The following is a 15,137-nucleotide window of genomic DNA, read 5'->3' as shown; positions in this document are numbered from 1 at the left end:
GGGGGGGGGGGGGGGGGGGGGGGGGGGTGGGGGGGGGGGGGGGGGGGGGGGGTTTGGGGGGGGGGGGGGGGGGGGGGGGGGGGGGGGGGGGGGTCCCCCCCCCCCCCCCCCCCCGCCCGGTCAGCCGCGTTCCGCGGCGAACGCGGCCAGCCACGCCAGCGGCGCGTTCCAGTTGATCGCCACCTCATTCGTGGAGTACGAGCCGATGTCGTCGACGTAGCAGGCCGCGGGCGCGCAGCCGGGGAGCTGTTCCTGCGCCACCGGATCTTGTAGCCCCGAGTTCGCGCCGCCCGCGATCGATCCGGCGGGCGGGTTCGGCAGCGAGGCGTCGTACTGGTGCGCCCAGAAGCGGTGGTGCTGGTTCTGCGAGGCGCGCTCGCCGTAGCCAGTGACATACGACTGACCGAGCGCGTTGCGGCCGAGCAGATAGTCCAGCGTCTCCAGCGCCCCGGCGCGGTACTTCCGCTGCTTGGTGAGCTCGTAGGCGACGGCCAGGACCGTCCCGTTGTTGGCCACCTGGCCGTTGGAGCCCCATACGTAACCGTCCGCAGGCAGCGGCACCGCGTAGCCCTGGCCTGCCATCGTGTTCAAGCGGGCATCGGCCGCGGAGACCACGGAGGCGCGGACGCGGGCGAGGTCGGCGGCGGGCAGGCCGTTGGGGACGGTGGCCAGGACGAGCCGCCCGAGGGGCCCGGTGGCCTGCCAGCTGAAGCCGCCCGGGGCGAACACATCGCTCGCGGTGTGGTACGGCGAGGAGGTGACCGCGTCCCGGTACCGCGCCTCCCCGGTCGTCGCGTACAGCTCCGCCGCCGCCCAGTAGAACTCGTCGCCCACCTCGCTGTCGTCGTACGCCCCGCCGCCGGTGGAGTCGGTGGCCGGTGCCAGCACACCGGGGTTCGCCTGCGCGGCGGTCCACGCGCGGCGCGCGGAGTCCAGGCAGCGGGCGGCGAACGCGGCGTCGTACGGGGCGTACACCCGGGCACACTGCGCCGCCGCGGCGGCCAGATTGAGGGTGGCGGCGGTGGACGGCGCGTGCAGCTCACGCGGCTCGGCGTCCTGCTCCGGCCGGGTGGGCAGCCCGGTCCAGGCGGCGTCATGGACCTTGTGGAAGGCCATGCCCGCCCGTGGCTTGCCGTCCGGGATCTGCATGCGCATCAGGAACTCCAGCTCCCAGCGCGCCTCGTCGAGCACATCCGGGACCCCGTTGCCGCGCTCGGGGACGCGCAGCGTGGAATCCCCGAGCGCGGCGGCGTGCCCGGTACGCTTCGCGCGCTCGAAGGAGTTGACCAGCTGCCAGACCGCGAGTCCGCCGTTGACCACGTATTTGCCCTGGTCACCGGCGTCGTACCAGCCGCCGCGCACATCCCGGGTGTAGTCGCACACCCCGCTGACGCAGGGCACGGCGGTGTCGCCCCGGTTGGGGGCGACACCCAGATGGCCCGCTGGGCGCGCGTGGGCCGCGCCGGCGAGCGACGCCTCGATGGGGATACCGCTGCGCTGCTGGTAGAAGAACGACATCGCGTCCGCGCGCAGCCCGTCGTAGAGGTTCGCGCGGAGGTCGAAGGGGTGGCTGGTCCGCCCGTCCACGGTGAGGGTGTAACCGGTGCCCGTCCCCCGGTACGAGGAGAAGTCCACCAGATGGGCGGACTGCCCGGAGGCGGTGTCCGCGCCCCGTACGGTGGTGGTGCCCGAGGCGGCCGTCCGCCCCGCGGCGTCGCGCAGCTGCCAGGGCAGGGCGGTGGTGCTCGCGCTGACGACGGTGGCGCGTTTGGGGCCGTCCGGCAGATACCCCAGCTGATTGACCTGGACGGCGGAGGGCGCGGCGGAGGTCGAGGGCGCGGCAGGGGCCGAGGGCGCGGCGGGGGAGTCCGCTCCGGCGGGCGCGGACTGGGCCGCGATCAGCAGCAGCGCACCGGTGAGCAGCGCGGTGGCGGCCCGCGCACCGCGCGGACGGCGTAACAGGGGCAGGGACATGAGGGACCCTCCTGGGGAGTGGGAGGCATGGGAGCGCTCCCAACTTGTGTAATGATGTGATCGCAGTGCGTCAAGGGACTGGACGGGTGCACGGTCCATCCCGCCCCTCTGTCACATCGCGCCCGGCCCATCCGTCAGCACGGTGTGGCCCGCGACGGTGTGGTCCGGACAAGGGGATGTGACCGATGAACGAGAACCACCTTCTGGCGGAGGGCTTCGAGGCCCACCGCGGCCATCTGCGCGCGGTGGCCTACCGCATGCTCGGCTCGCTGAGCGAGGCGGACGACGCCGTCCAGGAGGCATGGCTGAGGCTCAACCGCTCCGACACCGGCGCCGTGGAGAACCTGGGCGGCTGGCTGACCACCGTCGTCGGCCGGGTCTGCCTGGACATGCTGCGCTCGCGCACCGCCCGGCGCGAGGAACCCCTGGGGGTGCACCTCCCCGACCCGGTCATCAGCCGTGCGAGCGGGCCCGGCCCCGAGGACCAGGCGCTGCTCGCCGACTCCGTCGGCCTCGCCCTGCTGGTCGTCCTGGAGACGCTGGCCCCCGCCGAACGGCTGGCCTTCGTACTGCACGATCTGTTCGCCGTGCCGTTCGACGAGATCGCCCCCATCGTCGACCGCACCCCGGCCGCCGCCCGTCAGCTCGCCAGCCGCGCCCGCCGCCGGGTGCGAGGAGCGGCCCCGGTCCCCGACGCGGACCTCGCCCGGCAGCGCGAGGTCGTGGGCGCCTTCCTCGCCGCCGCGCGCGACGGCGACTTCGAGGGGCTGATCGCCGTGCTCGACCCGGACGTCGTGCTGCGCGCCGACTATGGCCCCACCCCTGCCCCCGCCCCGCGCGAGGTGCGTGGCGCGGCGGCCGTCGCGGACCAGGCGCTCACCTTCTCCCGCCTCAGCGGCCCGGGCCTCCACGCCCGGTCCGTGCTCGTCAACGGCGCCGTGGGCGTGGTCAGTTCGCGGGACGGGCGGCCGTACTCGGTGCTGGCCTTCACGGTCGCGGACGGCAGGATCGTGGCGATCGACATCCTGGCCGACCCGGAGCGGCTGAGCGGGCTCGATCTGACGGACCTGGGCTGATGAAACAGCGAAGGCAGGGAGACAACTCTCCCTGCCACTATCAACCTATAGCGCACCGGGGGGCTTGCGGCAAGACCCGGGGTGTCCCTCAGGATGGGCGGCCGATGCCAGGACCTGGGGAAACGGGGATTTGCGATATGCGTGTGGTGTTGTCGTCATGGGGGTCGCGCGGGGACGTGGAACCGCTGGCGGGACTCGCGGTGCGGCTGCTGGAACTCGGCGCGGAGGCGCGGGTGTGCGCGCCGCCGGACGAGGAGTTCGCGGCGCTGCTGGCCGGTGTCGGCGTGGAGTTGGTGCCGCTCGGCCCTACGGTGCGTTCGGTGGTGACCGGCGAGCGGCCGCCGTCGGCAGCGGCCGCGTTCCGGCTCGCGCCCGAGCTGGTCGCCGCGCGGTTCGACACGCTCACCACGGCGGCCGAGGGGTGCGACGTACTGCTCGCGACCGGCCTGATGCCGGCCGGTGCCCGCTCGGTGGCCGAGAAGCTGGGCATCCGCTATGTGTTCGCGTGTTTCCATCCGTTCGGGCTGCCCTCGCGGCACTTCCGCCCGGGAAGGCGGCCCGGCACGCCGTCCCCCGCGGAGGAGACCGACCTCGAGGTGCTGTGGCAGCAGGACGCCCAGCGCGTGAACGAGCTGTACGGCGAGGCGGAGAACCGCCACCGGGCGGCGATCGGCCTGCCGCCGGTGGACAACGTCCGCGACTACGTCTTCACCGACCGGGCGTTGCTGGCCGCTGACCCGGTCCTGGGCCCGTGGCAGGACATGACGGAACTCGACCTCGTACAGACCGGGGCGTGGATCCTGCCGGACGAACGTCCGCTGCCGGATGAGCTGGAGGCGTTCCTGGGCGCCGGTGAACCGCCGGTGTACGTGGGCTTCGGCAGCATGGCCATGCACACCTCGACCGACCTCGCCCGGGTGGCCGTCGGGGCGGTCCGCGCGCAGGGCCGCCGTGTCCTCCTCGCCCGTGGCTGGGCCGGACTGGCCCCGATCGACGACCGGGACGACTGCCTCGCCGTCGGCGAGGTCAACCATCAGGCGCTGTTCGGCCGGGTGGCCGCCGTCGTCCACCACGGTGGCGCGGGTACCACGACGACGGCCGCCAAGGCCGGTGCGCCTCAGGTGGTGGTCCCCCAGGTCGCGGACCAGCCGCACTGGGCCGCCCGGGTGGCCGAGCTGGGCATCGGCGCGGCACACGACGGTCCGGCCCCGACCCTCGACTCCCTGTCGGCCGCGCTGAAAACCGCCCTGACCCCCGGGACCCGGGCACGGGCGAGGGCCGTGGCGGGCACGATGCGCACCGACGGGACGACGGTGGCCGCGAAGCTGCTCCTCGACCCCGCGGCAGCGGACGGTCAGGTGGCGCAGACAGACGGTCAGGCGCGCAGGTAGGTGAGCACCGCGAGGACGCGCCGGTGACCGTGGCCGTCCAGGCGGAGGTCGAGCTTCTGGAGGATGGAGCTGACATGCTTGTTGACCGCGGCCTCGGTGACATAGAGGTCGCGGGCGATCTCGGCGTTGGAGCGTCCCTCGGCCATGAGGGAGAGGACCTCGCGCTCCCGGGGCGTGAGCCGCCGCAGGGGGTCCTGCCGTCGGCGCAGCAGCTGGCGCACCACCTCGGGGTCCATGACCGTCGCCCCGGCGGCCACCTGCTCGACCGCGCTCGCGAAGTGGGTGACGGCGCTGACCCGGTCCTTGAGCAGATAGCCGATGCCGCTCTCGCTGCCCAGGTCGAGCAGGTGGGTGGCGTAGGACTGCTCGATGTACTGGCTGAGCACCAGAATGGGCAGCCCGGGGCGGTGGCCGCGCAGCGCGACCGCGGCGCGGAGGCCGTCGTCGGCGTTGCCCGGGGGCATCCGCACATCGGTGATGACGATGTCGGGGTCGTGCTCATGGGCCGCGGCGATCAGCGCGTCGGCGTCGCCGACGGCCGCCGACACCCGGTGGCCGAAGCGGGTGACCACGCTGACCAGGCCGTCCCGCAACAGTGGTGAGTCTTCGGCGAGCACGATGTTCAGCGGCACGGGAGCTCCACACGCAGCAGTGTAGGGCCGCCCGCCGGGCTGGATATCCGCAGTCTGCCGTCGGCCGCGGCGACGCGGTCGGCCAGGCCGACAAGGCCGGTGCCCGCGGCCGGGTCCGCTCCGCCGACGCCGTTGTCCCGGACCGACAGCGTCAGGACATCCGCGTCCAGCCGGGCGTGGACCTCGGCCCGGGTGGCCCGGCTGTGCTTGGTGGCGTTGGCCAGTGCCTCGGCGACGACGAAGTACCCCGTGCTCTCCACGGTCGCGGGCAGGCGGTACGGAAGCCGGATGTCGACGGCGACGGGGAGGGCGGAGCGGGTGATGAGGTTGTCCACGGCCGCGGCGAGGCCGTGGTCGGTGAGCGCCTTGGGGTGCACACCCCGGCTGAGCTCACGCAACTCGTTGACGGCGAGGGTGACTTCGTCCTGGGCCAGTGCGAGCTGCCGGGCCACCGGCGAGCCCGGCTCCGCGTCGAGACCGGCCAGGCCGAGCATCACATTGATGGAGACCAGCCGCTGCTGGGCGCCGTCGTGCAGGTCCCGCTCGATCCGGCGGCGCTCGGCGTCGAAGGCGTCCACCAGACGAGCCCGGGAGGCCCGGACCTCGGTGAGCTCCCGGCCCAGTTCACCGTCGCGCGGCGCCAGGATCAGCCGGGTCAGCGCGGCGCGGGCGCCGGCCCAGGCGGTGATGGTGTACGGCGCCGCGGGCAGCAGACACAGGCCGATGACCAGCCACGGCCAGGCGCCGGGGTCATCCACCGGCGAGGTCATGAGCAGGACGGGCAGGGCGAGGGCGAAGGCCAGGACGAGCAGATCCATCCACCACAGGGCGGTCATCGACACCGCGGTGAAGCTCAGCTCCCGCCAGGTCGCGGGCTCCCGCAGCCGGGTCTCCAGCCACCCCCGCAGCCCGGGGCGTTCCGGGGTCCGGTGCGGATCCGGCGCCGGGTCCGGGTCCACCAGCCGCAGCCGCGTTCGTTCGATCCGGGTGACGACGATGCCGGACAGCGCCACGGCGAGGAGGAGAACGGCCCCCACCCCCACGATCAGCGACACCAGCCCGGCCGCGGCCATGGTCAGCAGCGTGACCATGGCGATCGCGCCGAAGACGACACCGGACAGCAGATAGGCCAGCGCCCGCCAGGGCCAGGCCGAGGCCAGGAACCCCAACGGATGCTGAGCGAGAGCCTGCCAGGCTGTTCGAGAAGGCACCCGCAGAAGATATGCGACCCGTCGCCGCCCGGTCGGTAGTGCGTGCACTACCTCTGATCTCCTGCGCACACCAATGCGGCACCCGCTCCGCTCCCGGTGGGATGAGCGCCATGCCGATCCATAGCCTCAGACGTCTCTTCCACCTGGCCATCGCCCTGCTCATCGCCTCGACGGCGTTGTGGCGCCCGGCGACCGCGCACGCCACCACGCCCTCCCACCCCACGCTGAACGCCGCCTCGATCGACGCCTACGTCAACGCCTATATGGAGCGGACCGATCTGCCGGGCGCCGTGGTGGCGGTCACCCGGGGCGACAAGGTCGTCCACGCGGCGGGATACGGGCACACCGCGGCCGGGAAGGCCATGACCGCGCGGACACCGGTGCCGGTGGCCTCGCTCTCCAAGTCCATGACCGCCCTGGCCGTGATGCGGCTGGTCGAGGAGGGCCGAGTCGACCTGGACCAGCCGGCCCATCGCTATCTGCCCGAGTTCACGATGGCCGACCGGCGGGCCGAGAAGATCACCGTACGGCAGCTGCTGAACCAGACATCGGGCATGGCCGACTCCGCCTACCCCGACCTCACCCGGCCCCAGGCACGCACCCTCACCGAGGCGGTCGCGGACATGCGCGGCGCCCGGCTCGCCGCGGAGCCGGGCACCGAGTGGAACTACCACAACCCCAACTACTTCGTCGCCGCACGGCTGGTCGAGGTCGTCAGCGGGCGGCCCTTCGCGGACTTCCTGGCCACCCAGGTGTTCCGGGCCCTGGGTATGACCCGTACCGAGTCGGTCGACACCACCGATGAGATGCCCGATCACGCCCGGGGCTACGTCCGCGCCTACGGCATGCTGTTCCCGCGTTCCCACCCCCGCTGGTTCGCGGCCGGCGGCCACGGCGTCGTGACCACGGCGGACGACCTCTCCCGGTGGCTGATCGCGCAGAACAACCAGGGCGTGTCCGCGGCGGGGCGGCGCGTCGTCTCGGCCCGGAGCATCGAGGTCATGCACACCCCGCCGAAGGGCCGCGAGTACGCGATGGGCTGGTCCCTGAGCCCGTCCGGGGAGAAGCCCCGGCAGATCCGGCACACCGGGGAACTCCTGACCCACAACGCCATCCAGACGCTGCTGCCCGACAGCCGGACCGGCATCGCGATCGTGGCCAACACCGGCATGATCTCCGGGGACGACGCCGCCGTCATGCTCGACGGACTGGTCGACCTGGCCCAGGGCAAGTCTCCGGCGGTGCGCACTCCGTTCACGATGAAGGCCGACTACGTCCTCGCGGCGCTGACCCTGCTGGCGATCGCGCTGGGTGTGCTCGGGGCCGTTCGGGCACGCCGCTGGGCGCGACGCACCGCGGGCCGGCCGCTGTGGCGAGTCGTCCTGCGCATGCTGCCCTGCGCTGTCCCCATCGTCCTCTTCGCCCAACTCACCGATATGGTCGGCCTGTTCATGAACCGCGAGGGCACCCTGGCCCAACTGCTGTACATCTGGCCCGCCCTCGTCATCTGGACGGCCACGGCCGCCCTGGCCTCCACGGTGGTGATCACCGCACGGTCGCTCGCCGTGCTCCGGGCCCGGAGGACCCGGGGTCTACGCTCCGAGGGGCCGATAGGTGGCGATGACGATGCCGCTGTCCGTCGGGGTCGCGTCGGCGAGACCGAACGCCATGGGACCGAAGCCGTCGGCGAACAGGCGGCGCCCGGCGCCCAGGACGAGCGGGTGGACGCAGAGCAGGTATTCGTCGATGAGGCCCAGCGGGGAAAGTGACTGGATCAACGCGCCGCTGCCCATGATGTGCAGGTCGTCGCCCGGGGCCTTCCTGAGCTCGGCGACCGCCGCGGGGACGTCGCCGCTGAGCAGCGTGGAGTTGGGCCACGGCAGGGGCCCGGCCAGGGTGTTGGACGCGACGTACTTGGGGGCGTTGTTGAGGGCGTCGCGGAACGGGCTGTCCTGGGTGTTCCAGTGGCCCAGTACCTCCTGGTAGGTGCGGCGCCCCAGGAGATACCCACTGCTCGCGGCCAGCCGCCGCCCCCACGCCCTCCCGACGGCCTCGTCCCCAGCCCGCTCGGCGGCCCAGCCGCCAAGGGTGAATCCGCCACGAGTGTCCTCATCGGCCCGGCCGGGCCCTTGCATGACACCGTCCAGGGTGACGTGGCTGATAACGACGATCCTCATGGCACTCCCGCCTCGCGGTTCCGCTTCTTCGCCCGGTCCCGGTCTATGACTCCGGGCCACGGCGAAACTCATCGGTTGCGGCCGGCCTGACGGTCCGGGCGCGCACGGAGCGGTTGCCTGAGCGCGTCCGTGGAGCCGCGTTCACCGGTGAGCGGCCAGCACTGCCGCGAGGCCCTCTCGCAGATCTTTGACGAAATACCCGGGAACCTCCAGCGACGGGAAATGTCCCCCGGTTTCGGGCTCGCTCCACCGGACGATCTGCCGGTACCGCTCCTGTGCCCAGGGGCGCGGACACTTCTCGACGTCGCGGGGATACATGGTGAGTGCTGCCGGGACGTCGACCCGGAGGTCGGGGTCGAGGGAGTTGTGGCTCTCGTAGTAGATGCGGGCCGCCGACGCTCCGGTCCGCGTGAGCCAGTACAGGGTGACGTTGTCGAGTACGCGGTCTCTGGACATCGTCTCGAACGGGCTGTCCTCGGTGTCCGACCACTCGGCGAACTTGTCGAGGATCCAGGCGAGCAACCCGACCGGTGAGTCGACGAGCGAGTAGCCGATGGTCTGCGGTCGGGTCGCCTGCTGTTTCGCGTACGCCGCGCGGTGGCGCCAGAAGTCGCGGGTCTCCTCGGCCCACTCGCGCTCGACCGCCGTCAGCCCGTCCGTCGTCAAACCGGGCGGTCCCTCCGCGAACGTCGTGTGGATGCCGAGGACGTGCGCCGGGAACCTGCCGGCGAGCACGGTGGTGATGTTGCCTCCCCAATCGCCGCCGTGGGCCGCAAACTTGGGGTATCCGAGCCTTCCCATGAGTTCCACCCATGCGGCCGCGATCTTCTCGGTTCCCCACCCGGTGGCGGCCGGCTTGTCGCTGTAACCAAAGCCGGGCAGCGACGGGACCACGACGTGGAACGCCGGCGCGTCCGCGTCTTTCGGACCCGCCAGTTCGTCCACCACATCGACGAACCGGGCAATGCTGTCCGGCCAGCCGTGCGTCAGGATCAGCGGAGTGGCATCCGCGCGCGGGGACCGGCGGTGCAGGAAGTGGATTCCCAGCTCGTCAATGGTCGTGCGGTACTGGCCGATCCGGTTGAGGCGCTCTTCGAACGGCCGCCAGTCGTACCCGGTGCGCCAGTAGTCCACGACATCGACGAGGTCGGCGAGCGGAACGCCTTGTTCCCATCGACGAGGGCCGGGCGCGGCGCCATGGACCGTCTCGGCCTCGGGCAGCCGCGCCGCGGCCAGTCGCGTGCGCAGATCGTCGAGGTCGGCGTCAGGTGCGTGGGCTTCACATGCGTGCACATCGCTGGTCGGACGGGGCATGAGACCTCCTGGCCATCGTGGAACCGGCTAAGACGGTTCTAGCAGCTCTCCGAGCCACGCCGCAACCGGCTAAGGTGGTTCCATGCGTGCTGGATTCCCTGACTTCCGCCTCGGCAATGTGCTGGCGACCAGCTTCACGGGGACTCTGTCGGAGCGGCATGGCAACGCCGTGGAGCGGATTCCCGTGCCGCACCGGCTCGTCGACTGGCTGGCGGTGAACGGCCTCGCCGTGGACTCCTGCACCCCTGCCCAGCTCGACCTCGCCCGGGAGCTGAGGGAGGCGATCCACGCAGCCGCGACAGCGGCCGCGATCCAGGAGGCTCTCCCCGCGTCTGCTGTCCAGGTCATCAATGACCGCAGCGCTCAGGGCCGGGCCGCGGCGATCCTGACGCCCGAGGGCGAGCGGCGATGGCGGCTCGGCCCGGCTTCCTGCGTGGAAGATGCCCTCGGCGTGATCGCCGCCGACGCGATCAGCATCATCGCGGGCGAACGAGACGGAAAACTGGCCCTGTGCGCGTCACCGACCTGCCGAGCCGCCTTCTTCGACACCAGCCAAAGCCGCACGCGCAAATGGTGCGACATGAATACGTGCGGCAATCGTCAGAAGAAGGCGCGCTTCAACGCCAACCAGCGCAAAAACCCCGGATCAGTGACCTGATCCGGTTGACCCGGTTCGGCGGTGTTCCGCACCGGCCAGGGTCCGGCGGGCCGTGGCCGCCATCGCCTCGTCCACCATCCGGCCCTCGAAGCGCACCGCCCCCGCCCCCTCCGCCTGCGCCCGCTCCACCGCCGCGATCAGCCGCCGGCAGCGGGCCAGCTCCTCCGCGTCCGGGGAGAACACCTCGTTGACCACCGGCACATGCGAGGGGTGGATCACCGCCATCCCCTCGTACCCCAGGGCACGGTTCTGCTCGGCGAAGCGCCGTAGCCCCACGAGGTCCGCCACGTCGGCCCACAGCCCGGCCACCGGATGGGGGCGGTCCGCGGCGCGGGCGTCGAGCAGGACCCGGGCCCGTAGCTCGCGGGTCTCGTCGCCCCCGGGGCTCCAGCGGTAGCCGACCGCCCGTTCCACATCCCCGCCCGGCGCGGCCACCGCGCCCAGGTGGGCGATCCGGGCTGCGGCCCGGCCGATGGCGTACGCCTCGCGCAGCCCGCGGGCCGTCTCCAGCAGCGGCAGCAGGGCGAAATGGCCCTCGGGCAGGCCGTGTTCGCGCTCGCACCAGGCCAACAGCCGGTCGGCGGTGACCACGTCCTCGGGGCCGCTCACCTTGGGCAGCACGATGCCGTAGAGCCCGGGGCGGGCCACCGCCCGCAGCTCGTCGGCGCCCCGCCAGCCCGCCGCGTGGTCCAGCGCGTTGATCCGTACGAGCAGCCGCATCCGGCCGGGGGGTGTTCCGGCCGCCCGGTCGACGGCCTCGGCCACCGCCTCCCGCGCCACCGCCTTGCCGTCCTCCGGTACGGCGTCCTCCAGGTCGAGGATGGCCGCGTCGGCGCCCGCCGCCTCCGCCTTGGGCAGCCAGCCGGTGCGGCTGCCGGGCACGAAGAGCAGGGAGCGCAGGGGGACGCGGTGCGCGGTCGCGCCCGTCACTCCGCCAGACGGCTCAAATGACTCAGGCGACTCAAATGGCTCAGATGACACCCTCGGCCTCCAGCTTCGCCAGCCGCCCGCCGTCGATGCCCAGCCACTCCCCGTAGACCAGCGCGTTGTCCGCGCCGAGCGCGGGGCCGGTCCGCCACACCGCGCCGGGGGAGCGGTGGAAGCGCGGGATCACCGCCTGCATCCGCACCGGGCCGAGATCGGGGTCGTCCACCGTGATGATGTCCTCGCGTTCGGCGTAAACCGGGTCGGCGACGATATCGGCGGCGGTGAACACCCGCGAGGCCACCACCTCGGCCCGCTCGAACGCCGCCAGGCACTCGGCCGCCGGGCGCGCCGCCACCCACTCCCGCAGCGCCGCGTCGAGCCGCTCGCGCCCCGCGTGCTGCTGCTCCACGGTGGCGAACTCCTCGTCGGGCAGGCCCAGCAGCCGCACCACATTGCGCACCGAGCGGGTGGTGGCGGAGGTGACGGTGAGCCAGTCGCCGTCGGCGCTGCGGTAGGTGTTGATGACGGCGGCCGGGGCGACGGCCAGCTGGTTGCCCGCCCGCTCGGGGGCCGTGCCGAGCTGGTCGTACGCGATGATCTGCCACTCCACCAGCCGGTACAGCGGCTCGAACAGCGCCAGGTCGATCCACTCGCCGTCGAAGGAGTCCGGATCGGTGTCCCGGCGGTGCAGCGCGGCCAGGACCGCGAACGCGCCCATCAGACCGGTGACCGCGTCGCCGTGCGAGAAGCCGGTGTGCACGGGCGGGCCGTCCGGGAAGCCGGTCAAGTGGACCACCCCGCTGCGGGCCTCGCCCATCTTGCCGAAGCCGGGGGCGTCGGCCCGCGAGGAGGTCGCGCCGAACCCGGAGATCTGGAGCAGGATCGCGGTGGGGTTGAGTGCGTGGACGGCCTCCCAGTCCAGGCCCCAGGCGCGCAGCCGGCCCGCCCGGAGCGTCACGATCACCACATCGGCCCAGGCGATCAGCTCCCGGGCGACCTCCCGGCCCTCCTCGTGGTGCAGATCCAGGGTCACCGAGCGCTTGTTGCGGCCCGCCACCTTGAACCACAGCGGTACGCCGTCGCGCCGCGGGCCCATCGCCCGCGCCGCGTCACCGGAGCCCGGCGGCTCCACATGGACGACGTCCGCGCCCTGGTCGGCGAGCATCCCCCCGGCGAGGGGGCCCGCCACCACATGCGCGAACTCCACCACCTTGAGCCCTGTGAGCTGTCCCTGCCCTGTGCTGGTCTGGTCCTCCATGCGGCCAGGCTGCGGGGCGGGGCGTATGCGCGTCCAGCAATGAAAGGGGATCAATTCATGCGGATCTCGCAAGGATCGCCGGACCCCGCATGAGCCGGGGCGGTGCACCTGGGTCTCACCGGTCCTCGCCCGCCTCCTCCCACACCACCCCCGCCGGCAAGGCGTCCGCCGCGGAGCGGAACTCCTCCAGCTGCTCCAGGAAGCGGCGCGCCCCCGGCGGAAGCGTGCGGCGCGTCGGCAGGACGACGTACAGCCGGCGCTCCATCACCGGCCCCACCAGCGGGCGCCGCACCAGCCGGCCCGGCCCCACCAGCGGATGGACCAGGGCGGGCAGCGCGGAGACGCCGAGCCCGGCCGCCACCAGGCCGCCCACCGTGGCCACGTTGGACGCCTCGGCCGCCGGGTTCGCCTCCATGCCCGCCTGGGCGAAGGCCGCGTCGGTCATCCGGCGCACGCTGGAGTCGGTGCCCACCGCGAGGAACGGCTCCCGGCCCAGCTCCTCCCAGGTCACCTCCGCCCGCTCGGCCAGCGGATGGTGCTCCGGGAGCACCGCGTCGAAGCGGTCCCGCACCAGCGGCCGGAGCGTGATGCCCGGGGCGCGCCGGGCCACCGTGCTGACCGCGAAGTCGGCGTCCCCGTCGACCACCCGGTCCAGCACCGAGCGCTCCAGCCCGTCCAGCAGCCGTACGGTCATCTCCGGGCGGCGCGCGCGGAAGGCGGAGATCACCGGTGGCAGCAGCACGGCCGCGACCGAGGGCAGGGTCGCCAGGGCCACCGCACCGCGCTCACCGGCACCGTAACGCCCCAGCTGGGCCAGGCCCGCGCGGTGCGCGGAGAGGATCTGGTCGGCGATCCGCAGCGCCTCGGCGCCCGCCGGGGTGAGCCGCACATTGCGGGTGTCCCGCTCCAGCAGCCGCATCCCCAGCGTCCGTTCCAGATCGGCGACCGCCCGGCTCAGCGACGACTGGGACACATGCAGTTCGGCGGCGGCCGCGGTGAAGCTCACGGCGCGCGCGACCGCCGCGTACGCGGTCAGCTGGCGCAGGGTGACGTCCATGGTCCGTGAGCGTAAGCGCGGCGGCCGGGCAGGGGAACTGTTGCGCGAAACGCATGGATAGATCTGTGTTCGATGCTGGACGCGGATCTTTCCCCGCTCGGAAACTCTTCGGCAGCACCCGACCGGACGAGGAAGCGAGCGGCCATGCTGGCAGCACTGGGGTTCTGCACGATCGGCGGCTTCCTGCTGCTCACCATGACCAAACGGGTCTCGGTGCTGGTGGCGCTGGTCCTCACGCCCGTGGTCACCGCGGTCATCGGCGGTTACGGCGACGACCTGGGCCCGATGGCGCTCGACGGGCTGTCCAAGGTCGCCCCGACCGGCATCATGATCGCCTTCGCGGTGCTCTACTTCAGCCTGATGATCGACGCGGGTCTCTTCGAACCGCTGATCCGCGGCATCCTCCGCGCCTCCAGGAACGACCCGGTACGGATCACGGTCGGCACCGCCGTGCTGACCGTATGCGTCGGCCTCGACGGCGACGGCGCCTCCACCTTCCTCATCACCATCTCCGCGCTGCTCCCCGTCTATCAGCGGCTGGGGATGAGCCGGCTGGTGCTCGCCGGGGTGGTCGGCCTGGGCGCGGGCGTGATGAACATGATCCCGTGGGGCGGGCCGACGGCCCGCGCCGCGGCGGCCCTGAAGATCGACACCTCCGACATCATCACGCCGCTGCTGCCCGCCCTCGCCGCCGGTATCGCCTGGGTGCTGCTCGCCGCGTATCTCATCGGACGCCGTGAGCGGCGGCGGCTCGGCGCGCTCGAGCCCGCGCCACCGGCCGAGGTGGCGGTCGGGGACGGCCCCGGCACACCGCGGGTCGCCGCACCCGCCGGTCTCGCGCTCACCGTCTTCAATCTGCTGCTCACCGTGGCCCTGCTGGTCTGCCTGGTGCTGGAGGCCATGCCGCTGCCCGTGCTCTTCGTCCTCGCCTTCGTCCTCGCGCTGCTGGTCAACCACCCCCGCTGGGAGGACCAGCAGGAGCTGCTGGAGAGGCACGGCAAGAGCGTGGTGCTCGTCATCACCATGATCTTCGCGGCCGGGGTGTTCACCGGCATCCTCGGCGGCACCGGGATGATCGGGGAGATGGCCGAGGCGCTGGTCGACATCATCCCCGACGGGCTCGGCGGCCATCTGCCGGTGCTCGTGGCCGTCACCAGCATGCCGCTGAGCCTCGTCCTCACCCCGGACGCCTACTACTTCGGGGTGCTCCCGGTGCTCGCCGGGACCGCCGACGCCTTCGGCACCGACCACGCCGAGATCGCCCGCGCGGCCGTCCTCGGCCAGATGACCACCGGCTTCCCGCTGAGCCCGCTCACCGCCGCGACCTTCATCCTCCTGAGCATGAGCGGCGTACAGCTCGGGGAGCACCAGCGCTTCCTCTTCCGCTGGGCGTTCGGGACGACGCTCGTGATGACCGCCGCGGCCCTCGCGACGGGTGCCCTGCCGCTCTGACCCGCTCCGA

Annotated in this window: 12 protein-coding genes and 1 pseudogene; 5 read left to right on the top strand and 8 right to left on the bottom strand. The window is 72.7% G+C overall.

Translation table 11 applies throughout. The features are described 5' to 3' along the window. Positions 1–120: 120 nt before the first annotated feature. On the bottom strand, positions 121–1,974 hold the full coding sequence (locus tag ACT2CW_RS06545; RefSeq protein WP_445515873.1) for a glycoside hydrolase family 9 protein: 1,854 nt from the start codon (positions 1,972–1,974) through the stop codon (positions 121–123). Positions 1,975–2,159: 185 nt separating this feature from the next. On the opposite strand from ACT2CW_RS06545, the gene sigJ reads away from it, so the two are divergent. Further along, positions 2,160–3,050 (top strand): RNA polymerase sigma factor SigJ, encoded by an 891-nt coding sequence (sigJ, locus tag ACT2CW_RS06540; RefSeq protein ID WP_445515872.1) that lies wholly within the window; start codon positions 2,160–2,162, stop codon positions 3,048–3,050. A gap of 137 nt (positions 3,051–3,187) precedes the next feature. Next, positions 3,188–4,441 (top strand): glycosyltransferase, encoded by a 1,254-nt coding sequence (locus ACT2CW_RS06535; RefSeq protein WP_445515871.1) that lies wholly within the window; start codon positions 3,188–3,190, stop codon positions 4,439–4,441. Here ACT2CW_RS06535 and ACT2CW_RS06530 read toward each other — a convergent pair. Beyond that, on the bottom strand, positions 4,426–5,073 hold the full coding sequence (locus ACT2CW_RS06530; RefSeq protein ID WP_138910872.1) for a response regulator: 648 nt from the start codon (positions 5,071–5,073) through the stop codon (positions 4,426–4,428). The genes ACT2CW_RS06535 and ACT2CW_RS06530 overlap by 16 nt on opposite strands. Further along, positions 5,064–6,284, bottom strand: a complete 1,221-nt coding sequence (locus ACT2CW_RS06525) for a sensor histidine kinase (RefSeq protein WP_445515870.1) — start codon at positions 6,282–6,284, stop codon at positions 5,064–5,066. Before ACT2CW_RS06525 ends, ACT2CW_RS06530 begins: the two co-directional genes overlap by 10 nt. Positions 6,285–6,394: 110 nt before the next feature. Between ACT2CW_RS06525 and ACT2CW_RS06520 the strand changes: the two genes are divergently transcribed. Continuing rightward, complete coding sequence (locus tag ACT2CW_RS06520; protein WP_445515869.1) at positions 6,395–8,053, top strand: serine hydrolase domain-containing protein; 1,659 nt, start codon at positions 6,395–6,397, stop codon at positions 8,051–8,053. On the opposite strand, the pseudogene ACT2CW_RS06515 reads toward ACT2CW_RS06520, so the two are convergent. After that, positions 7,970–8,419 (bottom strand): annotated as a pseudogene (locus tag ACT2CW_RS06515) (dihydrofolate reductase family protein); the annotation flags it as partial. The gene ACT2CW_RS06520 and the pseudogene ACT2CW_RS06515 overlap by 84 nt on opposite strands. A gap of 183 nt (positions 8,420–8,602) precedes the next feature. Continuing rightward, positions 8,603–9,775, bottom strand: coding sequence for an epoxide hydrolase family protein (locus ACT2CW_RS06510; RefSeq protein WP_445515868.1), 1,173 nt, complete (start codon positions 9,773–9,775; stop codon positions 8,603–8,605). Between the two features lie 82 nt (positions 9,776–9,857). Here ACT2CW_RS06510 and ACT2CW_RS06505 point away from each other — a divergent pair, with 82 nt between their 5' ends. Next, the gene (locus ACT2CW_RS06505) at positions 9,858–10,433 is read left to right on the top strand and encodes a CGNR zinc finger domain-containing protein (RefSeq protein WP_164427888.1); all 576 of its coding nucleotides are present in this window, start codon (positions 9,858–9,860) and stop codon (positions 10,431–10,433) included. On the opposite strand, the gene ACT2CW_RS06500 is transcribed toward ACT2CW_RS06505, so the two are convergent. The 3 genes from ACT2CW_RS06500 to ACT2CW_RS06490 form a co-directional block, all read right to left on the bottom strand. Then, positions 10,422–11,363: an HpcH/HpaI aldolase/citrate lyase family protein gene (locus ACT2CW_RS06500; protein ID WP_445515867.1), complete on the bottom strand. Its 942-nt coding sequence runs from the start codon at positions 11,361–11,363 to the stop codon at positions 10,422–10,424. The genes ACT2CW_RS06505 and ACT2CW_RS06500 overlap by 12 nt on opposite strands. Before the next feature lie 40 nt (positions 11,364–11,403). Then, positions 11,404–12,618 carry a CaiB/BaiF CoA transferase family protein gene (locus ACT2CW_RS06495; RefSeq protein WP_182469238.1) on the bottom strand — a complete coding sequence of 405 codons (1,215 nt, stop codon included), beginning with the start codon at positions 12,616–12,618 and terminating at the stop codon, positions 11,404–11,406. A gap of 115 nt (positions 12,619–12,733) precedes the next feature. Continuing rightward, positions 12,734–13,675, bottom strand: coding sequence for a LysR family transcriptional regulator (locus tag ACT2CW_RS06490; RefSeq protein ID WP_414080599.1), 942 nt, complete (start codon positions 13,673–13,675; stop codon positions 12,734–12,736). A gap of 144 nt (positions 13,676–13,819) precedes the next feature. Here ACT2CW_RS06490 and ACT2CW_RS06485 point away from each other — a divergent pair, with 144 nt between their 5' ends. Beyond that, positions 13,820–15,127, top strand: a complete 1,308-nt coding sequence (locus tag ACT2CW_RS06485) for a CitMHS family transporter (protein ID WP_445515866.1) — start codon at positions 13,820–13,822, stop codon at positions 15,125–15,127. Positions 15,128–15,137: the final 10 nt, after the last annotated feature.

Source organism: Streptomyces sp. NEAU-174 (assembly GCF_052665095.1).
This window is presented reverse-complemented; position numbering and strand designations above follow the sequence as displayed.

Bases quoted from the DNA above. Each gene is read 5' to 3' on its own strand.
- ACT2CW_RS06545 (WP_445515873.1), bottom strand. From the start codon at position 1,974: ATGTCCCTGCCCCTGTTACGCCGTCCGCGCGGTGCGCGGGCCGCCACC.
- sigJ (WP_445515872.1), top strand. From the start codon at position 2,160: ATGAACGAGAACCACCTTCTGGCGGAGGGCTTCGAGGCCCACCGCGGC.
- ACT2CW_RS06535 (WP_445515871.1), top strand. From the start codon at position 3,188: ATGCGTGTGGTGTTGTCGTCATGGGGGTCGCGCGGGGACGTGGAACCG.
- ACT2CW_RS06520 (WP_445515869.1), top strand. From the start codon at position 6,395: ATGCCGATCCATAGCCTCAGACGTCTCTTCCACCTGGCCATCGCCCTG.
- ACT2CW_RS06510 (WP_445515868.1), bottom strand. From the start codon at position 9,775: ATGCCCCGTCCGACCAGCGATGTGCACGCATGTGAAGCCCACGCACCT.
- ACT2CW_RS06505 (WP_164427888.1), top strand. From the start codon at position 9,858: ATGCGTGCTGGATTCCCTGACTTCCGCCTCGGCAATGTGCTGGCGACC.
- ACT2CW_RS06495 (WP_182469238.1), bottom strand. From the start codon at position 12,618: ATGGAGGACCAGACCAGCACAGGGCAGGGACAGCTCACAGGGCTCAAG.
- ACT2CW_RS06490 (WP_414080599.1), bottom strand. From the start codon at position 13,675: ATGGACGTCACCCTGCGCCAGCTGACCGCGTACGCGGCGGTCGCGCGC.
- ACT2CW_RS06485 (WP_445515866.1), top strand. From the start codon at position 13,820: ATGCTGGCAGCACTGGGGTTCTGCACGATCGGCGGCTTCCTGCTGCTC.